The 22,769-nt window shown below is 40.3% G+C and carries 18 protein-coding genes; 17 read left to right on the forward strand and 1 reads right to left on the reverse strand.

Going from position 1 to position 22,769, the window contains the following annotated elements; translation table 11 throughout:
* Nucleotides 1–341: 341 nt before the first annotated feature.
* The 13 genes from B4Z47_RS12915 (at nucleotide 342) to B4Z47_RS12975 (ending at nucleotide 15,669) form a co-directional block, all read left to right on the forward strand.
* The gene (locus tag B4Z47_RS12915; protein WP_070570150.1) at nucleotides 342–1,232 is read left to right on the forward strand and encodes a branched-chain amino acid transaminase; all 891 of its coding nucleotides are present in this window, start codon (nucleotides 342–344) and stop codon (nucleotides 1,230–1,232) included.
* Nucleotides 1,216–2,916 (forward strand): dihydroxy-acid dehydratase, encoded by a 1,701-nt coding sequence (gene ilvD, locus B4Z47_RS12920; RefSeq protein ID WP_070570151.1) that lies wholly within the window; start codon nucleotides 1,216–1,218, stop codon nucleotides 2,914–2,916. The genes B4Z47_RS12915 and ilvD overlap by 17 nt, the downstream gene beginning before the upstream one ends.
* Nucleotides 2,917–3,033: 117 nt before the next feature.
* Nucleotides 3,034–4,776 carry a biosynthetic-type acetolactate synthase large subunit gene (gene ilvB, locus B4Z47_RS12925; protein ID WP_115046528.1) on the forward strand — a complete coding sequence of 581 codons (1,743 nt, stop codon included), beginning with the start codon at nucleotides 3,034–3,036 and terminating at the stop codon, nucleotides 4,774–4,776.
* Between the two features lie 8 nt (nucleotides 4,777–4,784).
* The gene (ilvN, locus tag B4Z47_RS12930; protein WP_070570155.1) at nucleotides 4,785–5,375 is read left to right on the forward strand and encodes an acetolactate synthase small subunit; all 591 of its coding nucleotides are present in this window, start codon (nucleotides 4,785–4,787) and stop codon (nucleotides 5,373–5,375) included.
* Between the two features lie 14 nt (nucleotides 5,376–5,389).
* Nucleotides 5,390–5,854 (forward strand): DinB family protein, encoded by a 465-nt coding sequence (locus B4Z47_RS12935; RefSeq protein WP_236560296.1) that lies wholly within the window; start codon nucleotides 5,390–5,392, stop codon nucleotides 5,852–5,854.
* 45 nt (nucleotides 5,855–5,899) lie between these two features.
* A complete protein-coding gene (gene ilvC / locus B4Z47_RS12940; protein ID WP_075994367.1) occupies nucleotides 5,900–7,381 on the forward strand; it encodes a ketol-acid reductoisomerase in 1,482 nt (493 codons plus the stop codon).
* A gap of 134 nt (nucleotides 7,382–7,515) precedes the next feature.
* Nucleotides 7,516–8,913: a 3-isopropylmalate dehydratase large subunit gene (gene leuC / locus B4Z47_RS12945; RefSeq protein ID WP_070570162.1), complete on the forward strand. Its 1,398-nt coding sequence runs from the start codon at nucleotides 7,516–7,518 to the stop codon at nucleotides 8,911–8,913.
* A gap of 10 nt (nucleotides 8,914–8,923) precedes the next feature.
* Nucleotides 8,924–9,514: a 3-isopropylmalate dehydratase small subunit gene (leuD, locus tag B4Z47_RS12950; RefSeq protein WP_070570164.1), complete on the forward strand. Its 591-nt coding sequence runs from the start codon at nucleotides 8,924–8,926 to the stop codon at nucleotides 9,512–9,514.
* Complete coding sequence (locus B4Z47_RS12955; protein WP_286727395.1) at nucleotides 9,508–10,986, forward strand: ATP-binding cassette domain-containing protein; 1,479 nt, start codon at nucleotides 9,508–9,510, stop codon at nucleotides 10,984–10,986. The genes leuD and B4Z47_RS12955 overlap by 7 nt, the downstream gene beginning before the upstream one ends.
* Nucleotides 10,987–11,162: 176 nt before the next feature.
* Nucleotides 11,163–12,236 carry a 3-isopropylmalate dehydrogenase gene (gene leuB, locus B4Z47_RS12960; protein ID WP_115046524.1) on the forward strand — a complete coding sequence of 358 codons (1,074 nt, stop codon included), beginning with the start codon at nucleotides 11,163–11,165 and terminating at the stop codon, nucleotides 12,234–12,236.
* 41 nt (nucleotides 12,237–12,277) lie between these two features.
* Nucleotides 12,278–13,441: a 2-isopropylmalate synthase gene (locus B4Z47_RS12965; RefSeq protein WP_083296124.1), complete on the forward strand. Its 1,164-nt coding sequence runs from the start codon at nucleotides 12,278–12,280 to the stop codon at nucleotides 13,439–13,441.
* Nucleotides 13,442–13,654: 213 nt separating this feature from the next.
* Entirely contained in the window at nucleotides 13,655–14,902 is a 1,248-nt protein-coding gene (gene ilvA / locus B4Z47_RS12970) for a threonine ammonia-lyase IlvA (protein ID WP_070570170.1), read from the forward strand.
* Between the two features lie 251 nt (nucleotides 14,903–15,153).
* Nucleotides 15,154–15,669 carry a DUF2911 domain-containing protein gene (locus tag B4Z47_RS12975; protein ID WP_070570172.1) on the forward strand — a complete coding sequence of 172 codons (516 nt, stop codon included), beginning with the start codon at nucleotides 15,154–15,156 and terminating at the stop codon, nucleotides 15,667–15,669.
* Between the two features lie 343 nt (nucleotides 15,670–16,012).
* On the opposite strand, the gene B4Z47_RS12980 is transcribed toward B4Z47_RS12975, so the two are convergent.
* Nucleotides 16,013–18,415: a S9 family peptidase gene (locus B4Z47_RS12980; protein WP_070570176.1), complete on the reverse strand. Its 2,403-nt coding sequence runs from the start codon at nucleotides 18,413–18,415 to the stop codon at nucleotides 16,013–16,015.
* Nucleotides 18,416–18,876: 461 nt separating this feature from the next.
* On the opposite strand from B4Z47_RS12980, the gene B4Z47_RS12985 reads away from it, so the two are divergent.
* The 4 genes from B4Z47_RS12985 to nrdF all read left to right on the forward strand — a co-directional run bounded on the left by B4Z47_RS12985 (nucleotide 18,877) and on the right by nrdF (nucleotide 22,736).
* Nucleotides 18,877–19,110: a thioredoxin family protein gene (locus tag B4Z47_RS12985; RefSeq protein WP_046673718.1), complete on the forward strand. Its 234-nt coding sequence runs from the start codon at nucleotides 18,877–18,879 to the stop codon at nucleotides 19,108–19,110.
* 34 nt (nucleotides 19,111–19,144) lie between these two features.
* Complete coding sequence (gene nrdI, locus B4Z47_RS12990) at nucleotides 19,145–19,552, forward strand: class Ib ribonucleoside-diphosphate reductase assembly flavoprotein NrdI (protein ID WP_083296125.1); 408 nt, start codon at nucleotides 19,145–19,147, stop codon at nucleotides 19,550–19,552.
* Complete coding sequence (gene nrdE, locus B4Z47_RS12995; RefSeq protein WP_070570178.1) at nucleotides 19,512–21,617, forward strand: class 1b ribonucleoside-diphosphate reductase subunit alpha; 2,106 nt, start codon at nucleotides 19,512–19,514, stop codon at nucleotides 21,615–21,617. The genes nrdI and nrdE overlap by 41 nt, the downstream gene beginning before the upstream one ends.
* A gap of 132 nt (nucleotides 21,618–21,749) precedes the next feature.
* Nucleotides 21,750–22,736, forward strand: a complete 987-nt coding sequence (gene nrdF / locus B4Z47_RS13000; protein ID WP_070570180.1) for a class 1b ribonucleoside-diphosphate reductase subunit beta — start codon at nucleotides 21,750–21,752, stop codon at nucleotides 22,734–22,736.
* Nucleotides 22,737–22,769 lie beyond the last annotated feature (33 nt).

Consider the following 22,769-nt stretch of genomic DNA (forward strand, 5'->3'; position numbering starts at 1 on the left):
TTTTAAAGTTTTTTTGACATTTTCTTCATTTTAGGAAGAAAATCAACCATTGTAACAAAAAATAATTTTTCAACCGTGTAGACCAATTTTAAATATGGTATGCGACTAACAAAATATAAAACCGAATAAAAGGCATTATTAAAAAATAAAATTTCATAAAAACACACCTAATGAAATTTTATTCTAAATACAAAATTAGCACTTTACCTATTGCCAATTATTGTAATTCCTGCTACCTTGAGGAAATGAAAATCGAAAGTTTTTATAGAAGCTCGAGATAGCATGATTTACCACCAATATTACAACAAAGGGAACTACTATCATCAGGTAAATTTTGGGTTATGAAATATTACGATAAAAACACATTGATCTATTTAGATGGAGCTTTTGTAAAAGCTTCCGAGGCTGCATTGGATCCCTTTGCACAGTCATTGCATTATGGGTATGCGGTGTTCGATGGTTTACGTGCGTATAACACCCACAATGGACCACGTATCTTTAAAGCTGACAAGCATTTCGATCGCTTAAAGAGATCATGTGGAGCCGTTAATATCCCCTATCGCTGGAGCAACCGAGAGCTGATCGACATCTGTTATGAGCTCTTGGCCAACAACAACCTAAGAGAAGCTTATATACGTCCTTTGGTATTGACTGGTTCAAATATGCATCTCACCTCATCAACCGAAGCAACCCTCATGATGGCAGCATGGGAATGGGGTCCATATCTTGGTCAAAACCTATTAAAGGTATGTATCTCTGATATCAAAAGACCCAATCCAAAATCCTTTAAAATTGACTCGAAGATCTCTGGGCAGTATGTTAACTCCATTCTTGCGACAACAGAAGCCATCAGGAAAGGCTACGACGAAGCTTTAATGCTCGACCACGAAGGCTACGTTGCCCAAGCATCCAGTGAAAATATTTTCATCGAAAAGGATTTCAAAATCTATACGCCGCCAGCGAAGAATATCTTTCCGGGCATTACACGCCAGACGGTAAAAAACATTTGTAAAAAATTAAACTTCGAAGTCATTGAAAAGCAATTGACGGTAGAGGATATTTACACTGCTGACAGCGCTTTCTTATGTGGAACTGCGGCAGAAATTATCGGAATCAAACAAGTCGATGATGTCATCTACAAAGAAGCCTGGGAACACAGCATAGGTGCATCAATCCAAAGAAGATATAAAAATTTAGTATTAGAGAACGAAAATTATGAAGTCATCATCTAACGGCGAAAACACAATGAACAAATACAGCCGTACATTTACACAAGACGAAACGCAACCTGCTGCAAAAGCAATGCTTTATGGTATCGGTCTTACAGATGCCGACATGGACAAAGCACAGGTCGGTATTGCCAGCATGGGATATGATGGTAATACGTGTAATATGCACTTAAATGATTTGGCACAAATCGTCAAGAAGGGCGTTTGGAACAATGAGTTAGTGGGTTTGACCTTTGGAACTATTGGCGTCAGTGACGGTATGAGCAATGGTACCGATGGAATGCGTTATTCGTTGGTAAGCCGTGATGTGATCGCTGATAGTATCGAAACGATCTGTGGCGGACAATATTATGATGGCTTGATCTCTATTCCTGGCTGTGACAAAAACATGCCTGGTGCTATTATGGCCATGGCCCGTTTGGACCGTCCTTCTCTAATGGTATATGGCGGTACCATCGCTCCAGGACACTATAAAGGTGAAGAATTAAACATTGTGTCTGCATTTGAAGCATTGGGACAACGCATCTGCGGAAATCTTTCCGATGAAGACTATGAAGGCATTATCAAACATACCTGCCCTGGTGCTGGTGCTTGTGGCGGAATGTATACCGCAAATACCATGGCTTCGGCAATTGAAGCCTTGGGAATGAGTTTACCCTACTCATCTTCCAATCCGGCGATCTCGGAAGAAAAGAAAAATGAATGTTTAGAAGCAGGTCGACATATCCGCACGCTGCTTGAGAAAGATATTAAACCCTCTGATATCATGACACGTAAAGCATTTGAGAACGCGCTACGTACCATTGTTATCTTGGGTGGGAGTACCAATGCTGTACTTCACTTTATTGCAATAGGCAAAGCCGTAGGCGTAGACATCACGCAAGACGACTTCCAACGCATGAGTGATGAAACCCCTGTATTAGCTGACTTTAAACCGTCGGGTAAATACTTGATGCAAGATCTTCAGCAATTTGGCGGAACACCTGCTGTCATGAAATATCTTTTAAATGAAGGTTTATTGCATGGTGACTGTATCACGGTAACAGGAAAAACGGTCGCTGAGAACTTGGCGGATGTTAAATCAATCATGGAATATGATCAACCGATTATCAAACCCTTGAGCGATCCAATCAAAGCTACAGGACACTTACAAATTCTTTACGGGAACTTAGCAGAGAAAGGTTCTGTTGCTAAGATCTCCGGCAAAGAAGGTGAAAAATTCACTGGTCCTGCACGCGTATTCGATGGAGAGCATGATTTAGTAGCGGGCATCGCATCTGGTAGAATCAAACCAGGAGATGTAGTGGTGATCAAAAATGAAGGTCCTGTTGGAGCGCCAGGCATGCCTGAAATGCTTAAACCAACCTCCTTGATTATTGGTGCTGGCCTTGGTAAATCTGTTGCTTTAATCACCGATGGCCGTTTCTCGGGTGGTACACATGGTTTTGTCGTCGGACATATCACACCAGAATCTTACAAAGGCGGATTGATCGGTCTTGTAAATGATGATGACATTATCGAGATCGATGCGGTAAATAACAGCATCAATGTGCTGCTTTCCGATGAAGAGATTGCGCAACGCCGTGCCGCTTGGGTACAACCAGCGTTAAAAGTTAGCAAAGGAGTTTTATACAAATACGCTAAAACTGTTGCCGATGCATCAGAAGGCTGTGTAACGGATCAGTAGAAAATAAAAAACAGAGACATTAAGCAAATACAGACCTAAACAATCGACGCTTAATGTCTCAGATCTAATATCTAAATACTAAAAGACTGAATAATCAACAATAAAAAAATCAACGTAATGAGTACACTGGAAATAACAGAAAATAAGGCCGCTACAGAGCAGCAAACTCCGACACAAATTTCGGGATCGAAAGCTGTATTGGAGGCCTTATTGAGCGAAGGAGTTGATACCGTATTTGGTTATCCTGGAGGCGCAATTATGCCGATCTATGATGCCCTTTATGATTATACGGATCGTCTGAAGCATATTTTAGTGCGCCATGAACAAGGTGGAATCCACGCGGCGCAAGGTTATGCAAGAACTTCAGGTCGTACAGGCGTCGTCTTTGCGACAAGTGGCCCTGGAGCAACAAACCTAGTTACTGGACTGGCTGATGCCATGATCGATAGTAACCCTATCGTCTGTGTCACAGGCCAGGTCTTTGCTTCACTTTTGGGAACGGATGCTTTTCAGGAAACAGATGTCATCAATATCACGGCACCTGTCACCAAATGGAACTACCAAGTCACCGACGCAACTGAAATTCCAGCCGCACTCGCAAAAGCATTTTATATTGCCAGCACAGGTCGTCCAGGACCGGTATTGATCGATATTACCAAAAATGCACAGCTACAATTGTTCGATTACTTCGGTTACGAAAAATGCAGCCATGTACGCAGTTACAGACCTGCACCACAAGTTCGTAAAGAATATGTTGAGCAAGCTGCAGCGTTAATCAACGATGCAAAAAAACCATTTGTTCTTTTTGGACAAGGCATCATTCTTGGAAAAGCAGAGGAAGAATTCAAAGCTTTTATCGAGAAAACTGGCATTCCTTCGGCATCGACTGTCATGGGGTTAAGTGCACTTCCAACGGATCATAAACTTCACGTCGGGATGCTGGGTATGCATGGCAACTATGCGCCAAATGTCATGACCAATGAATGTGATGTTTTAATAGCCATCGGCATGCGTTTCGATGACCGTGTGACAGGTCGTTTGGACAAATATGCCAAACAGGCAAAAGTAATCCATTTGGATATAGATCCCGCAGAGATTGACAAAAACGTACAAACAACCGTACCTGTATGGGGCGATTGTAAGGAATCACTTCCCATGCTGACGAAATTGGTAAATGCCGCAGATCACTCCGCTTGGTTGGAACAATTCCGTGAACTTGAAAAAGAAGAAATCAAGGAAGTCATCCAAAACGAACTTCACCCACAAACCGATATTATGACCATGGGTGAGGTCATCCATGTGTTGAATGAATTGACAGGCGGTGATGCGATCATTACAACGGACGTCGGTCAACATCAAATGGTCACTTGTCGCTATGCTAAGTTCAACAACAGCAAATCGAATGTAACCTCCGGGGGTTTAGGAACGATGGGCTTTGGTCTTCCGGCAGCAATCGGTGCCTGGTATGGCGCGCCAGAGAAAACTGTCGTAGCAATCATCGGTGATGGTGGTATACAAATGACGATCCAGGAGCTGGGAACAATTATGCAATTTGGTGCAAAAGTCAAAATCATGATCCTCAACAATGAGTTCTTGGGCATGGTACGCCAGTGGCAGCAATTGTTTCATGACAAACGTTATTCGTTCGTGAATATCACGAGTCCTGACTTTGTTGCTGTTGCGAAAGGCTATTACATCGACGGTCAGAAGATTTCGGAACGTAAAGACTTACGTAATGCACTGAAAACCATGATTGATCACGACGGAGCATATCTATTGGAAGTGATGGTAGGTAAGGAAAACAATGTATTTCCAATGGTTGCACAAGGAACATCGGTATCTGAGATACGTTTAAAGTAGAATTTGACATGGAAAAACAAGAATATACCATCACCCTATATACAGAGAATTCAATCGGTCTTATCGGTCGAATCTCAACCATTTTTTCAAGAAGAAAAATCAATATTGAAAGCTTGAATACTTCCCCTTCTGAAGTAGAAGGGATACATCGTTTTACCATCGTCATCACGGAGGCTGAAGATGTTCTGCGTAAGCTTTGTCGTCAACTGGAAAAACAGATTGATATCCTCAAGGCCTATTACAATACCAATGATGAAGTGATCTGGCAAGAACAGGCGCTCTATAAAGTGCCTGCGGATGTTGTGAATGAAAAGGTATACGTAGAACGTTTATTGCGTCAATATGGTGCCAATGTTGTTGTGATCCGCAACGACTATATCGTCTTTGAAACTGCAGGTCACCGTGAGGAGATCGATAAGTTGACAGAAGAATTGACCAAATATGGTTTGATCGAATTTGTCCGTGGCGCACGTATCGCCATCATTAAAGATAGCGCAGGTTTCCACTCCAAATTGGTTCAGTTTGAAGCCAAGGAACCATCGATAGAAATTGTAGAGAACGAGTATCTCGACAAAAGAGATGATGTATTTACAATGTAAGCTTTAAAAGTATTATGCAAGAGACATTTAAATTTATCTTAAAGTCACGTCAAAAATTCATTGAATTACTTGACGGTCTTTCCATTGAACAGCTTAACAAAATTCCCACGGGATTTAACAACAATATCATCTGGAATTTTGCCCACATTGTCGTCAGTACACAGACCTTAGTCTATGTCCGTACAGGTATTAAAGCCGACACGACCTGGGTAAAATATAATGAAGACTATAAAAAAGACACCAAGCCAACCCGCTTTGTTGAACAAGCAGAGGTTGATGAATTGAAAGAAATTGCAATCCGCAGTATTGAGCAAATTGCTGCTGACTATGAACACGGTGTTTTCGGAGAAATCACCTCCTTCTCAACAGCAACCTATGGCTATCCAATGGATACCATCGAAGAAGTTATTGCCCTGACATCAGGTCACGATAACGTTCATTTCGGTTACGCCATGGCGCAACGCAGATTAGTACAATAATTAAAATAAATAATCAACAACCCATAACAGAAAGAAAGTAAAACAATGGCAAATTATTTCAACACCTTACCGCTTAGAGAGCAGTTAGAACAATTAAGTCACGCTGAATTCATGGACAACACTGAATTCACAGATGGTGTAAATGCTTTAAAAGGTAAAAAAATCGTAATCGTAGGATGTGGTGCGCAAGGCTTGAACCAAGGTTTAAACCTAAGAGATAGCGGACTGGACGTTTCTTATGCTTTGCGTAAAGAAGCTATTGAACAAAAAAGAGATTCTTGGAAAAACGCTACGGACAACAACTTTAACGTAGGCACTTACGAGGAATTGATCCCATCTGCGGATTTAGTTATCAACTTGACTCCAGATAAACAACATACGTCAGTAATCAACGCTGTCATGCCGTTGATGAAAGAAGGCGCTACATTATCGTATTCACACGGTTTCAACATCGTTGAAGAAGGTATGCAAATCCGTAAAGATATTACTGTCATCATGGTTGCTCCAAAATGTCCAGGTTCTGAGGTTCGTGCAGAGTACCTTCGTGGTTTTGGTGTTCCTACCTTAATCGCTGTTCACCCAGAGAATGATCCGCAAGGAAAAGGCTGGGCTGAAGCAAAAGCATACTGCGTAGGAACAGGTGGACATAAAGCCGGTGTATTGAAATCTTCATTCGTAGCCGAGGTAAAATCAGATTTAATGGGTGAGCAAACGATTCTTTGTGGATTGTTGCAAACAGGTTCGATCTTATCTTTCGACAAAATGATCGAGAAAGGTATCGAAGCTGGTTACGCATCAAAATTGGTACAGTACGGTGTAGAAGTAATCACGGAAGCCTTGAAACATGGTGGTGTGAGCGGAATGATGGACCGTTTGAGCAATCCAGCAAAAGTAAAAGCCTTTGAGATCTCTGAAGAATTGAAGGATATTATGCGTCCTTTATTCCAAAAACACCAAGATGATATCATGTCAGGTCACTTTAGCAAGACCATGATGGAAGACTGGGCAAATGGTGATGCGAATTTATTGAAATGGAGAGCTGAAACAGGTGAAACTGCGTTCGAAAAAACACCTGCTGGTGATGTTAAAATCAACGAACAAGAATACTTCGACAACTATACACTGATGGTTGCTTTCATCCGTGCAGGTGTTGAATTGGCATTTGAAACAATGGTTGAAGCAGGTATCAAACCAGAATCAGCATATTATGAATCATTGCACGAAACACCATTGATCGCTAACACAATCGCTCGCAAGAAATTGTTCGAAATGAACCGTGTTATCTCTGATACAGCAGAATACGGTTGTTACCTATTCGACCAAGCTTGTAAACCTTTGTTGGCCGACTTCATGAAAACTGTTGATACTGATCTCGTAGGTAAAAACTTCAATGAAGGTAGAGATGCTGCAGTTGATAACGCACAATTAGTTGTCATCAATGAAATTCTACGCGATCACCCTGTAGAAATCGTCGGTCGCAAATTGCGCAAAGCGATGACTGCAATGAAAGCAATCAAAACTGTTTAAAAGTCCATACGAAATTATACATGCTCCAAAAATCATGAATATTTCGTAATTTAGTATATCGAAATCAAGGTGATATTGAGACATTTGCAATATCACCTTGGTTCATATAAAAATAACATAAGAGAGATTAAAAAATGTCAAAAACATTAGTAGAAAAGATTTGGGATGCGCACGTCGTCAAGCGTGAAGAAGGGTTTCCGGATATTATATATATCGACACCCACTTGATTCATGAAGTTACTTCACCTCAAGCTTTCGATGGCTTGCGTAAAAGAGGAATCCCAGTTTTTCGTCCAAAGCAAACGGTAGCTACTGCCGACCACAACGTACCGACACTCAATCAACATTTACCGATCAAAGAAGAGCTATCCCGTTATCAAGTTGATATGCTCACCAAAAATTGTGCTGAATTTGGTATTGAATTATATGGTTTAGGTCATCCATACCAAGGGATTGTACACGTTATTGGTCCGGAGCTGGGTATCACCCTACCAGGTAAAACGATGGTCTGTGGCGATAGTCATACCTCAACACATGGTGCTTTTGGAGCTATTGCTTTTGGTATTGGAACCTCTCAGGTTGAACAGGTCTTCGCAACACAATGTTTGTTGCAGTCGAAGCCAAAAACAATGAAAATTGAAGTCAACGGTACCCTTCAAAAAGGTGTTGGAGCAAAAGATATCATCCTATATATCATCTCTAAAATCTCTGCTGCGGGCGGTACAGGTTACTTTATTGAATATGCTGGTTCAGCAATCCGTTCTTTAAGCATGGAAGCACGTATGACCATTTGTAATATGAGTATAGAAATGGGTGCACGTGGAGGCTTAATTGCTCCAGATCAGATCACTTTCGACTACGTAGAAGGCCGTGAATTCGCACCGAAAGGTGAGGAATGGGATCAAGCCCTAGCATACTGGAAAACATTATATTCTGACGAAGATTCCATCTTTGATAAAGTGTTGACTTTTGATGCTGCAGATATTGCACCAATGATTACTTATGGCACCAACCCAGGCATGGGTATGGGTATCGCGGAACATATTCCAGCAACTAACGCACAACCAGAATCAGAACGGCCATCGTACCAAAAAGCATTGGATTACATGGGTTTTAAAGATGATTCAACAGTCTTAGGCAACCGTGTTGATTATGTGTTTATCGGAAGTTGTACCAATTCCCGTATTGAAGATTTACGTGAAGTAGCTTCATTCGTTAAAGGCAAGCAAAAAGCACAAGACGTTGAAGTATGGATTGTACCGGGCTCAAAACAAGTAGAAAAACAAGCGAAAGAAGAAGGCTTGGATAAAATATTTGAAGCGGCAGGATTCCAGCTACGTGAACCAGGATGTTCGGCATGTTTAGGGATGAACGAAGATAAAATCCCTGCTGGTAAATATTGTGTTTCGACTTCAAATAGAAATTTCGAAGGCCGTCAGGGACCGAATGCCCGCACCATGCTGGTATCTCCTTTGACAGCAGCAGCTGCGGCAGTAACAGGTAAAGTAACAGATGTAAGAGAGTTGATCTAAGCAGAAAAAAATGAAAAAATTTGAAACTTTAACGTCACAGGTAGTCCCACTACCTATCGAAAATATTGATACTGATCAAATTATTCCCGCACGCTTTCTAAAAGCGACCACGCGTGAAGGTTTTGGTGATAATTTATTCCGCGACTGGCGTTTTGACACAGACAATCAGCCTAAAACTGATTTTGTGTTGAACAACCCGACCTATACGGGAAAAATATTGGTTGCCGGTAAAAACTTTGGTTGTGGTTCAAGCCGCGAGCATGCCGCTTGGGCTATTCAAGACTATGGTTTTGATGTGGTCATCAGCTCATTCTTTGCCGATATATTCAAAGGAAATGCCCTTAACAACGGTGTATTACCGATTCAGGTACCTGAAGAGTTTTTGGCGAAAATTTTCGAATTGGTGCACCAAAATCCGTCAACGGCGATTATTGTTGATCTTGAAAAACAGACAGTCATGTTGACAGAGACAGGTGATCAATTTGAGTTTGAAATCAATCCATACAAAAAATCATGTTTGATCAATGGCTATGATGACATTGATTTTATCCTTAACCAAAAAGATTCAATCGAAGCATTTGAAGCAAACAGACAATGGTAGATCCTGTCGTCCATATTGCCAATTTAACCATTCAGTACGGTAAAGATATCGTACTGCAAGACTTAAATTGGCAAATTTTTCCTGGCGAGCAATGGATCTTAGGCGGTCCGAGCGGTACAGGAAAAACCACGCTGGCAAAAGCGATTGCCGGGCAATTGAAGTATGAAGGCCAGATTACATTCCATCTTGACCCAACGAGCCTATTGCCGGCAAAAATTCATTACGTTTCCAATTGGTTTCAGTTTACCAATCTTGAAGGCGATCGCAATTTCTATTACCAACAGCGCTACAATAAATTTGCAAAAAACGATACATTAACGGTTTTTGCCGAGTTGAAACATTTTGCAAAAGAAGAACAGCTTTCTTTTGAAAACGTACGTTCTTACCTGAACATTTTTGGATTCGAGAATTTCAAAGATCAGCAGTTGATTGAACTTTCGAGTGGCGAACACAAAAGACTGCAATTGATCAAGGCCTTGTGGCTTCAACCTCAGGTGCTCATTATCGACCAGCCTTATACAGGACTGGATGCACAGTCCAGAAAAGATCTCAATCAGATTTTCGATCAGCTTGCGGATAAAGGGGTCACCTTGTTGTTGATCAGTAATGATGACGAACAACCGGATTGTATCAATCGTTTTGCGGAAATTCAGGAAGGTAAAATCAGGATTCGCCAACGGAGTGAAGAGCTATCCAAAGGCTTGCCCCGAATAAGAAAGGCGCTGCCTTATTTTCTACAACAGGCACCTCAGGTATCTGCCCAGGTCATGGTAAAAATGAACAAAATCAATATTTCATACGGCGAAAAACAAGTCTTAAAGAATATTGACTGGGAAGTAAAAGCCGGTGAAAAATGGTTGCTACAAGGGCATAATGGTTCAGGAAAATCAACTTTGCTTAGTCTCATCAACGGCGATCATCCACAGGCTTACGCCAATGACATCCATCTTTTTGGCAAAAAAAGAGGATCTGGAGAAAGTATTTGGGATATCAAAGAACATTTGGGTATTATATCTCCGGAATTACATTGGTACTATGATATGAATGCCAACGTTGGGCAGACGATTGCTTCTGGATTTTTTGACTCCATGAGCCTATACCAACGCTTAGGATTTGAACAACAGCAAAAGCTCGAGCAAATTCTCCATTTTTTTGACCTCAAAGAGGTTAAACACAAAACATTGGGATCATTGCCTTTAGGTCAACAACGTTTGGTCCTATTGGCCCGCACGATCGTGAAACATCCAGAATTGCTGATTTTGGACGAACCTTGTCAGGGCTTAGATAAAGAGCAGACCCAGTATTTCAACGACGTCATCGATGACCTCAGTAAAAGTGGCCAGACGCTCATTTATGTAGGTCACTTCCAAACCCAGCTACCAACGTGCATTGACAATAAAATCGTGTTGGAAAAGGGAGAAGTAAAGGCTATATCCGAAGTTATCCACAAAAAAGAAACTTTATCAACATAAAAATTGTGGAAAACTTCAATTAATTCGAAAATAAGAACAAAAAAATAAAAAGAGAATCAAGATATCGGAAAACACTGGAAATCAAAAGTCAAAAATAAAGATAACTCAATAGGTTTTAGGCCTATTTTCCAAAGTTTCATTAGACCTATCTCTGATAGCTCAATATTAAAAATACAATGAAGAAAAATATTTTAATCATACCTGGAGATGGCATCGGCCAAGAAGTAACAACTTGGGGTAAAAAAGTTTTAGAAAAAATAGGTGAAAATTATGGTCATGAGTTCAGCTTTGATGAAGCTATCATGGGCCATACTGCAATTGAAGCGACAGGCAACCCGCTTCCTGATGAGACATTATCTAAAGCAAAAGCTTCTGATGCGATCCTTTTCGGCGCCATTGGCCATATTAAGTATGATAATGATCCTTCTGCTAAGGTAAGACCTGAACAAGGCTTGTTGAAAATCCGTAAAGAACTAGGTCTTTACGCAAATCTTCGTCCAATCCTTTTATTCGATGAGTTATTGGATGCTTCGAGTTTAAAGCCCGAAATTCTTCAAGGTACAGATATTCTTTTCTTCCGTGAACTGACAGGTGATGTCTATTTTGGTGAGAAAAATCGCAATGAGGATAATACCTTTGCTTCAGACTTGATGAATTATCACCGTTACGAGGTTGAGCGTATCGCACGTAAAGCTTATGATGCAGCACGCACGCGTAACAAAAGACTATGCTCTGTTGATAAAGCCAATGTATTGGAAACATCCCGCCTGTGGAGAGAAGTTGTCCAGGAAATCGCAAAAGAATATCCGGATGTTGAAACCGAGCACATGTTTATCGATAATGCGGCCATGCAATTGGTGAAAAATCCAAAGAAATTCGATGTGGTATTGACAGCCAATCTTTTTGGTGATATCCTGACAGACGAAGCGTCACAGATCGCAGGCTCGATGGGTATGTTGGCTTCTGCTTCCGTAGGTGATGGCACAGGCTTCTTCGAACCTATCCACGGCTCTGCACACGATATCGCTGGTCAAAATAAAGCAAATCCATTGGCTTCAATTTTATCTGCTGCCTTGATGCTTGATATTAGCTTTGGTCTACAGGAGGAAGCTAAAGCGGTTACCAATGCTGTTGCAGAAACATTAAAAGCTGGTTGGAGAACCGGTGATATTGCCAACAGCAGCACAGAAGCTTCAAAAATCTTAGGTACTCAGGAAATGGGTGAAAAAGTATTGGAGTTTATTAAATAGTATACCCTTTTTAATTTGTAAATCTTTTGAATTAAGAAATTATGTTACACGATCCTAATCATCTTTACATTTTCGACACCACTTTACGTGATGGCGAACAGGTACCAGGCTGCCAATTAACTACTCCAGAGAAAATTGAGATTGCTAAAGACCTGGAAAAACTAGGGGTGGATATTATCGAAGCCGGTTTCCCAGTGTCTAGCCCTGGTGATTTTCAATCGGTCGTCGAATTATCTAAAGCGGTAAACGATGTCATTATATGTGCATTGACCCGTGCCAATCAAAACGATATTGACGTAGCTGCCGAGGCATTAAAATATGCCAAACGCCCACGTATCCATACGGGTATTGGTTCTTCGGACATGCATATAAAATATAAATTCAACAGCACAAGAGAAGAAATTTTAGAACGTGCCGTCGCGGCTGTAAAACATGCCAAATCCTATGTGGAAGATGTCGAGTTTTATGCAGAAGATGCGGGTCGCGCAGACTTGGCATTTCTAGCTAAAATGGTTGAATCGGTGATTGCTGCCGGTGCTACGGTAGTCAATATCCCCGATACAAACGGTTATTGTCTGCCAGACCAATATGGCTCAAAAATCAATTACCTCAAGGAGAATGTACGCAATATCGATCAGGCCATTATTTCGGCACATTGTCACAATGACTTGGGACTTGCAACAGCAAATTCTATCGCTGCGATTCAAAATGGAGCCCGTCAGGTGGAATGTACCATCAACGGTATCGGTGAGCGTGCCGGAAACACGTCACTTGAAGAAGTAGCCATGATCCTTAAAGTGCACAACCAGTCGTTTGGAAGCTTGACATCAAACATCGATAGCCGCATGTTTACGTACTTATCGCGCAAGGTAAGTGAAATGATGAACATGCCTGTACAACCGAATAAAGCGATCGTTGGTCGCAACGCCTTCGCACACAGCTCGGGGATTCACCAAGATGGTTTCCTAAAACACCGTGAGAACTATGAGATCATCAGACCAGAAGATGTTGGTTTGGTTGAAGCTGATATTATCTTAACTGCACGTTCAGGAAGACATGCCCTTAAGCACCATTTGGAGCGTTTAGGCTTCCATCTTGAAAAAGATGATTTAGCTGATTGCTATCAACGTTTCTTGGTTTTGGCCGACGAAAAGAAAAATATTTGTGATGATGACCTAAAAAGCCTCATCCAAGAAAAAATATAAAAAAAGGAAGGCTGCAGATGCAGCCTTTTTTTATCATAAATACATTTTTTTAAAAGGATCCAAATGATACGTTGCTAATTATTATTTTATCATACGTACAAACGATCTTCCATTTAAAATCAACTAAATTTAAATACTGTATAGGTAGAATCTCTCATATAACAGCGAATATCTGCGTTTTATTTGCTACCTTAACTAGGCAATCATCTAACAATGAATCTATCAACCTTAAACATCAATTCAGAAGCTACACTTGACCGCATCAAGTCTGTGGTCAACAGAACACCGCTTCAATATAATCGGCATCTATCCGAAAAATATGGCGCTGAAGTCTATCTCAAACGGGAAGATTTACAAGTCGTACGTTCCTATAAATTACGCGGTGCCTACAATAAAATTATTTCCTTAACAGCGGAAGAGCGACAACGTGGCGTTGTATGTGCCAGCGCAGGCAACCACGCTCAGGGCGTTGCTTTCTCCTGCAATAAACTCGACATCAAAGGCGTGATATTTATGCCGGGGCCGACACCACGCCAAAAGATTTCACAAACGGAAATGTGGGGTAACGGCAATGTAGAAATTATCTTGACCGGAGACACTTTTGATGACTGCCAAAAAGCAGCGCTGGCTTATACAGCAGAGCATGGCATGACTTTCATTCCGCCATTTGATGATCTCAAAGTTGTGGAAGGACAGGGTACTGTAGCCGTTGAAGCTTTACAAGATCTTCCCGATATGGACGCCATATTTATCCCAATTGGTGGCGGTGGACTTGCCGCGGGAGCGAGCTATTACCTAAAAAGTAAAAACAACGCAATCAAATGCTATGGTGTTGAACCCGAAGGAGCCCCCTCCATGCAAGCGGCCTTGACTCACGGCGCACCGATCGAGCTCGAGCATATCAACAAATTTGTTGATGGGGCAGCTGTTAAAAAAATCGGTGCAACGACATTTGAAATTGCCAAACAATTGTTGGATGATACACGCTCTATTCCCGAAGGAAAGATCTGTACCTGTATCCTAGAGCTGTACAATAAGGATGCAATTGTCGTTGAGCCTGCAGGCGCTCTATCCGTGGCCGCTCTTGAATTTCACAAAGATGAAATTAAAGGTAAGAAAGTCGTCTGCATCATATCCGGTGGAAACAACGATATCGACCGCATGAGTGAAATCAAAGAATTGTCTCTACTTTACGAAGGGTACAAGCATTATTTTATCGTTCGTTTCCCACAACGTCCAGGCGCCTTAAAACTCTTCGTTTCCGAAGTATTGGGGCCTAAGGATGATATTACCCGTTTTGAGTTTATCAAAAAAACAGAACGCGAAAGAGGTCCAGCGCTAGTCGGCATTGAGCTCAACAAGCCTGAGGATTACGAAACACTGATTGAACGCATGAAAGAATATAAGTTTGATGTCATTGAAATCAATAAAGACCAGACACTATTTGAATATCTTGTATAAATAATAGGTATAAACGAGAAAAGCCAGGATATGAATCACTGGCTTTTCTCGTTTATATAACCAAAATATCCCACTCAAAGCCTTCAAAAAAACGAACAATTCCATAACCTAAAAAATCGTATATTTCCGTTATTAAAAGATATTCAATAGCTTAGGAGAGAGCGATAAATTATTTTTATTTGACCAAAGGCATATTGCATATAAAAAGTAATTTATCTAAGTTTAATTGTTTAATCAATACTATACGAAAAATGAGAGTACTAATTTTAACGATTCTGACCTTAATAGGTCAACTTACTTTTGCTCAGACCGACAAAAGTAAACGCCCAAGTCCTCCAGACAACACTAAGGTAACCACCACCGATGGTGTCACGATTGACATTAATTATAGCCGCCCTTCATTGAAAGGTCGTCAGCTTGGTGTTGATATCGCCCCTATCGGTATTGTATGGCGTACTGGAGCAAATGAAGCGACCACCATCGAATTTAATAAAGATGTATTGGTTGAAGGCAAGAAATTAGCTGCTGGTAAATATGGCCTTTACAGCATCCCTGGGGAACACGAAACAACAATTATGTTTAATAAAGTGTGGAATCAGTGGGGAACAAAATATGATGCCAACGAAGATGCGCTCCGCGTTTCCGTAAGCAACGCTACTGCAAGTACCTCACAGGAACAATTTAAGATCAACGCTACTCCGCAAGGAACTATTTCTTTGGAGTGGGGACAGTATGTCGTTCCATTTACGGTTAAAGTGAGTAAATAGCAAAAAAACTTATTTATGATTACGCAAGTCTACCATTGTATAAATGGAAGCGCAAGGTTTATTCAGACCAATGAACTCGTTGCATTTCGCGATAAACCAAACGATTGATTCTATTGATACTTTAGTAAAAAAAACACAAATCAATAAAACAAATACTTCATTCAATATAAAAGGGGCAGTCCAAAGGGGGATAGCCCCTTTTATATGGAATTTTTACCGAATCCCTATACAGGTACTTTTCAAATATTCAATTCTCAGAGGGTTTGTTTTTACTTTTTAGACACCTTCTTTTACATTGAATCCTTGTACACCTTAACACTATTGCTTCTGGTTAATCGACCGGTTATTTTTTAAGGTATTTTTCCAAAAATTGATCCTGCTCCCAAAGTAAATGGAAGATATTTTCTTTGGCGACATATCCATGAGCTTCGCGTGGTAAAATGACCATACGCACGGGAGCTCCCAAATTTTTCAGGGCCTGGAAATAGCGTTCCGTCTGCAGGGTGAATGTTCCGGGATTATTATCGGCTCCGCCGTGAACCAACAAAAGTGGGGTTTTCATCCGATCAGCACTCACAAATGGAGACATGGTCATATACAAGGTTGGATCATCCCAGAAGTTTCGTTGTTCACTCTGAAAACCAAATGGTGTTAAGGTCCGATTGTATGCTCCAGAACGCGCAATTCCTGCGGCAAACAATTTTGAATTGGACAACAGATGTGCTGTCATAAACGCACCATAGGAATGCCCACCCACAGCAACTTTTTTCCGATCGATATAACCCAAATGATCTACCGCATCAATTGCAGCTTCGGCATTTGCCACAAGTTGCTCAATAAAGGTATCATTCGGTTCTTTTGTTCCCTCTCCAACAATAGGGAAGGCCGCATTATCCAATACAGCATAGCCCTTCGATACCCAGTAGATAAAAGAGCCATAACTTGGGAAGGTAAACTCCTTCGGATTGGCCGTGCTTTGTCCGGCTGTATTCTTGTCCTTATATTCCCGTGGATAAGCCCACATTAGCAGAGGCAACTTCTCTTTCTTCGTAAAATCATAACCGGCAGGTAAATATAATGTTCCAGAAAGTTCGACTCCATCCTTGCGCTTGTATTTTAAAATCTCTTTATGAACTTTTTCCAACGATTTAAACGGGTTTTCCAACGTGGTGAGCGTCACCTGTTTCCCCGATTTCATATTTTTCATGAAATAATTCGGATAAAACGATGCTGACTGAAGCGAAATCAACAGATCACCAGTTTTAGGGTTCACGAGTTGGGCGATACGTTCTTGCATTTCAGATGCTGGAGCAGTGTAGATGCGTTTTTTCTTCAATGAATGCAGATCAAGCTCATCCACAAAAGGAAACTCGCCATTTTTAGTAAAACCCTTACCTACAAACAACGCTTTATCCTTATCTATATACATCGAATAAGTGCCTAAACTATTTTTTTCCATATACACATCTCCCGGATCATTATAGACGTCCTGACTGTTCCGGTCATGCAATAGTTTAGATTCTCCCGAGGAAGGATTCACCACAAAAGTTTTTGCATTTCTCGTATCATACCATTGCGAATTGATCAATGCATATTTATCATTCCCCCATGTTACACCAGCATAACGGTCTTTGATTTTAAAAATAAGCTTTCCCGCACCATTGTAAGGGTAAGATAAAGTATATAAGGCATCACGAAACTCCGCAGGTTTGTTCGCATCCCCGCCATCCAAGGCTTCTACATAAGCCAACGTAGCTGGCTGATCACTCCGCCAATGCCAGGCCCGTTTTCCCGATCGTGTCGACGAAAAACCTTTCGGCATTACCTCTGTCAAGGGGGTCTCATTCACCAGCGCTATTTCCTTGCCCGACCGATCATAAATTCGAACCTGCTGTGGAAAAGACGAAACCGGAACTACGTAGGAATAAGGTTTTGTAATGGTCGTGACCATCACATATTCTCCATCCGGTGAGAAGCTGATCCCTGTATAAATGGCTTTATCTTTAAAGGAAGAAATCTTGCCGTCCAGATCTACAAGTTCAAGGTTGGATTGTACCAATGTTTCAAAATTCACTTCATCCTGCGGATTTTTAAGCAGGTCTTGGTATGTCCTCAATTGGGATACCTTCCCATCACTTGTTGAGACAATAGGTCCTGTCGGCAAATCTTTTGAAGGATCCAACAGTGCCGCCCTATCCTTTGGCAGACTTGTTATTATTAAACCGGAAGAATTTCTCAGCCACTGAAATGGTGCTGTCAATGTTCCGTTCAAATTGTAAGCAGTCAACTGTTTGACATTTCGCGTTGCAAGATCAATGACAAATAAGGCAGTTCCGCTTTCATTTGTATTGCTAAATGCCAAACGCTTATTGTCTGGAGAGAACACAAAATTGGCCATCGCCGCTTTTTCGGGCATTCCCGTGAAGTCGGAAAATTCCATATTTTGTCCTATTTTTTTCAAGGCAATCTTATCGAAAAAGATTGTCGAACTTTCCATGTTGGTCTTTGGATTAATCCGCAATCCCGCCAGTTTCATTTCTTCCTGGCCTAAGTCTGCCAGGCTTTTATACGTAGACCGGAACGTAAATAACATCCAATTTCTATCGCTAGAAATTTTTATCTGAGGGGGGCGCACATAATCGGCTAAGGCCAAAATTTCAGTAGAGGGTTTTTGAAAGGTAATGTTTTCCTGCGCTTGCGTCTGTAGCGACGTTAGAAGCAAGAGACCATAGAATAGTTTCTTCATAAATTTATTTTTCAAATTAGGGCAAAATAAGATAATAAAAATTTCATAAAAAAGCAAGTTTTGTAGCTTTTTTATGACAGTAAAATTAAACTTAAATCATTTGTAAAATAGTGGTAAAAATTACGAATTTAAAGTTATCCACATTTATAAAACACAGAAAAACAACAACTTACAAACACTAATCTGCAGCAAACGCATTCTCTGACAAACTTTTGCCCAAAATGTGGAAAAGTCAAACTACCGCATCGAAAGAAAATATAAGATATTTGTTAAGCTAATGAAAGAATTGGCAACTCAACGAAGTTTTTAAGTATCGAAACACAGACTTTTCTTTTTGACGAATTGTCTATTTTTAATGGCTAGATTAACCTTCAATCTGGTCTCCCCGATTAAAATTGATACCATTAACTTCGTACCGAGTTTTTCTATAAAGATTGGAATAAAAAAATAAACAAGTAAACATGGCAAGAATTATCAAATTTGAGAAAAACGATTGTGCTCCTTGTGCGCAAGTATCGGCTTATTTGGATCAAAAAGGTATCCAATATGAAACGGTTAATCCTTTTGATGAACCAGACTTGGCCGCAAGATTCAAAATCCGCACAGTTCCTACGGTAATTGTGTTGGAAAATGAAGAGATTCAACACCGTATCATTGGCTTTAAACCAGAGGAATTGGCTGCCATTGCACTTTAATAAATTCAGCGTATCATTAAAATTAAACAGTGACATGATACACATTTATTATGATTCCAGAACGGGGAACGTACAACGTTTTATGGATAAAGTAGCGCAGATAACGGGTTGGCAAATCCATAAGATCACCGCCGATTTAACGGTAAAAGCCCCTGGTCATTTGGTCACTTTCACCACAAATTTTGGACAAGTGCCCGAAAACACAAAAGAATTCATGAAACGCGAAGCTAAAAATATCTATTCTGTTACTTCCAGTGGCAACCGCAACTGGGGACCGAATTTTGGTCTAGCAGCTGATCGCATTTCACAGGATTTCGACATTCCACTGGCGTTCAAATTTGAACTGTCCGGAACAATGGAAGATATTAATCAATTTATTGACATCTTAAAGAACTTTTGCGATGGTAGCAAACGAAGTAGCAAAAAACTGGATATTGCTTAATAATGAAATCATGATTAAGCATGATGACGAATTCAGCTTACATAAAGATAAGGAAGCGGTTCGTGCATATTTCTTGGAATATGTAAATAAGAACACCGTGTTCTTTTATACATTAAAAGAAAAAATAGACTATTTGGTAGAAAACAACTATTATATTGACTTTTACCAATGGTTTACATTTGAAGAAATGGAAACGGTATTCAACTATGTCTATGCGAAGAAATTCCGTTTCGAATCTTTTATGGCGGCATTCAAATTCTTCCAGAGCTACGCTTTACGTGATGACTCTGGCGAGAAATTTTTAGAGCGTTATGAAGACCGTGTAGTTGCTGTTTCCTTGTTCTTAGCAAGAGAAGAAGGTGTTCAGAAAGCAATTGAGTACGCAGAAATCATGATCAATCAAGAATATCAGCCAGCGACCCCTACATTCTTGAATGCAGGAAAGAAACGCTCGGGTGAATTGGTATCTTGTTTCTTGGATGAAATCGGCGACAACTTAAATGGTATCGGTTACGCTGTTGATTCCGCCATGAAGTTGTCTTCTATCGGCGGTGGTGTATCGTTCAATATCTCTAAAATCCGTGCTCGCGGAGAAGCTATCAAAGGTGTTGAAGGCCGTGCCGGCGGTGTACTTCCAATCATGAAGATTATGGAAGATACATTCTCATATGCTAACCAGTTGGGACAACGTCCGGGTGCTGGTGCAGTATACCTCAATATTTTCCACTCTGACATCGAAGAATTTTTAGATTGTAAAAAAATCAACGTTGACGAGAAAGTACGTATCAAATCATTGTCGATCGGTATCATCGTTCCCGATAAATTCATGGAATTGGCAGAAAAAGATGAACCATGCTATTTGATCTACCCACATACGGTGATGCAAGAGTATGGACAATTCTTGGATGAGATGGATATGGACAAAATGTACGACGAATTGATCACGAATCCAAACGTGAAAAAGAAAAAAATCAATGCTCGTCACCTTTTAGTTAAAATTGCTCAGACACAAAAAGAATCAGGATATCCTTATATTTTCTTCAAAGAGAACACCAACCGTGTCCATGCATTGAATGAAATCGGTCAAGTGAAATTCTCGAACTTGTGTACTGAAATCATGCAAGTATCTCAAGTATCCGATATTGAGATCTATGGCAAACAGGACACGATCCGTTATGGTATCTCCTGTAACTTAGGCTCCTTAAATATCGCGACTGTAATGGACAACAAACGTATAAAAGAGACCGTAAAAACGGCTATGCGCGCTTTGACTGTCGTTACAGACGTGACCAATATCGATATGGTTCCATCTATTGCAAAAGCAAACCGCGAGTTGCATTCTGTAGGGCTAGGTGCAATGAACCTCCATGGTTACCTTGCAAAAAGCTTCATCATGTATGAATCTAACGAAGCACTGGATTTTGCCAATACTTTCTTTATGATGATGAACTATTATTCATTGGAAGCATCGATGGAAATTGCCAAAGAACGTGGTAAAACATTTGTTGGATTTGAAAAATCAGCCTATGCCGATGGTACGTATTTCAACAATTACATAAACCGCGATTACATGCCTAAAACAGCTAAGGTAACGGAGTTATTTGAAGGAATACATATTCCAACAGTCGAAGATTGGTTGGAATTAAAAGCGAAAATCAAAGAACATGGTATTTATCATGCTTACCGCTTGGCTATTGCTCCAAATCAATCGACTTCGTATATCATGAATGCAACCGCATCAGTTATGCCAATCGTCGATATCATTGAGGTACGTGAGTATGGAGATAGTACAACTTACTATCCAATGCCATACTTGACAAACGATAATTATTTCTATTTCAAATCGGCTTATGATATGGATCAATTCAAGGTCTTAAAATTGATCTCGGTTATCCAACGCCATATTGATCAGGGTGTATCTACAATTTTGCATACAAACTCAAAGGATTCGACAAGAGATTTGTCTAGATATTATATCTATGCACATAAATTGGGGTTGAAATCCCTTTATTATACACGGACAAGAAAATCGACCATCGACGAATGTGTCTCTTGTTCAGCTTAATTTTGAGATTTTAGTATTTGGATATATAATGGGAGAAAGTCAAAAGTTGCCTACGCCATTGGCGGCTTTTGGCTTATCTAAAATCAACAATCCAAATACGTGATAATAAATGCCTAATACTTTAAACTAAAAATGAGTAAAACATATAAAGCTGTCAATTGGAATACCCCTGAGAACGATTATGTATTGATGTTCTGGGAACAAAATATCCGTCAATTCTGGATCGATACGGAATACATTCCTTCAAAAGATATCGATAGCTGGAAACGTATCAGCCCAGAAATGAAAGATGCGTATAAAAAAGCTTTAGGAGGATTAACCTTATTGGATACCCTTCAAAGCCACACAGGTATGCCTAAAATCATCGATCATATCGATACATTACAGAATAAAGCTGTATTGTCCTATATGTGTATGATGGAAGCTATCCACGCAAAATCGTATTCCACTATTTTCACGACAGTTTCTACAACCGCCGAAATAAACGACATTTTCGAATGGGTTCAACAAAATAAATATCTTCAATACAAAGCAGAAACGATTGATGGTTACTACCGCGCGATCGATAAAGAAGATGCTTCGGACGAGGAGATTTATATGGCGATGGCTGCATCTGTATTATTGGAGTCATTCTTATTTTATTCAGGATTCTTCTTGCCATTATGGTTATGTGGACAAGGTGAAATGGTTGCTTCTGCCGATATCATTAAGAAAATTATCGCAGACGAATCCATTCACGGTGTATTCGTTGGATTAATAGCCCAAGATCAATTCAAAAAATTAAAAAATCAAGATCAGGTAAAAGCTCGTTTCTTGGCCTTGCTTTACAATTTGTATGAAAATGAGCTGAAATATACAGAAGAGATCTATACTGAAGTTGGTTTGACAGCTGAAGTAAAAGAATATGTTCGCTATAATGCCAACAAAGCATTGATGAATTTGGGCTTTGATCCGATCTTCGAAGTAAAACAAGTCAACCCAATCGTATTGAATGGTTTGAATACTGAAACGACACAACATGACTTCTTCTCCAAGAAATCAACTAACTACGAAAAAGCAACGGAAATTGTCCATCTAAAAGATGACGACTTCAAAATGGATGTGGTCGTAGATATATAATATTGACGATTCGTCAAACAAAAAGCCCCAAAG

This window comes from Sphingobacterium sp. UBA2610, assembly GCF_002339225.1.
Lineage (GTDB): Bacteria > Bacteroidota > Bacteroidia > Sphingobacteriales > Sphingobacteriaceae > Sphingobacterium > Sphingobacterium multivorum.

Bases quoted from the DNA above. Each gene is read 5' to 3' on its own strand.
- B4Z47_RS12915 (WP_070570150.1), top strand. From the start codon at position 342: ATGAAATATTACGATAAAAACACATTGATCTATTTAGATGGAGCTTTT.
- ilvD (WP_070570151.1), top strand. From the start codon at position 1,216: ATGAAGTCATCATCTAACGGCGAAAACACAATGAACAAATACAGCCGT.
- ilvB (WP_115046528.1), top strand. From the start codon at position 3,034: ATGAGTACACTGGAAATAACAGAAAATAAGGCCGCTACAGAGCAGCAA.
- ilvN (WP_070570155.1), top strand. From the start codon at position 4,785: ATGGAAAAACAAGAATATACCATCACCCTATATACAGAGAATTCAATC.
- B4Z47_RS12935 (WP_236560296.1), top strand. From the start codon at position 5,390: ATGCAAGAGACATTTAAATTTATCTTAAAGTCACGTCAAAAATTCATT.
- ilvC (WP_075994367.1), top strand. From the start codon at position 5,900: ATGGCAAATTATTTCAACACCTTACCGCTTAGAGAGCAGTTAGAACAA.
- leuC (WP_070570162.1), top strand. From the start codon at position 7,516: ATGTCAAAAACATTAGTAGAAAAGATTTGGGATGCGCACGTCGTCAAG.
- leuD (WP_070570164.1), top strand. From the start codon at position 8,924: ATGAAAAAATTTGAAACTTTAACGTCACAGGTAGTCCCACTACCTATC.
- B4Z47_RS12955 (WP_286727395.1), top strand. From the start codon at position 9,508: ATGGTAGATCCTGTCGTCCATATTGCCAATTTAACCATTCAGTACGGT.
- leuB (WP_115046524.1), top strand. From the start codon at position 11,163: ATGAAGAAAAATATTTTAATCATACCTGGAGATGGCATCGGCCAAGAA.
- B4Z47_RS12965 (WP_083296124.1), top strand. From the start codon at position 12,278: ATGTTACACGATCCTAATCATCTTTACATTTTCGACACCACTTTACGT.
- ilvA (WP_070570170.1), top strand. From the start codon at position 13,655: ATGAATCTATCAACCTTAAACATCAATTCAGAAGCTACACTTGACCGC.
- B4Z47_RS12975 (WP_070570172.1), top strand. From the start codon at position 15,154: ATGAGAGTACTAATTTTAACGATTCTGACCTTAATAGGTCAACTTACT.
- B4Z47_RS12980 (WP_070570176.1), bottom strand. From the start codon at position 18,415: ATGAAGAAACTATTCTATGGTCTCTTGCTTCTAACGTCGCTACAGACG.
- B4Z47_RS12985 (WP_046673718.1), top strand. From the start codon at position 18,877: ATGGCAAGAATTATCAAATTTGAGAAAAACGATTGTGCTCCTTGTGCG.
- nrdI (WP_083296125.1), top strand. From the start codon at position 19,145: ATGATACACATTTATTATGATTCCAGAACGGGGAACGTACAACGTTTT.
- nrdE (WP_070570178.1), top strand. From the start codon at position 19,512: ATGGTAGCAAACGAAGTAGCAAAAAACTGGATATTGCTTAATAATGAA.
- nrdF (WP_070570180.1), top strand. From the start codon at position 21,750: ATGAGTAAAACATATAAAGCTGTCAATTGGAATACCCCTGAGAACGAT.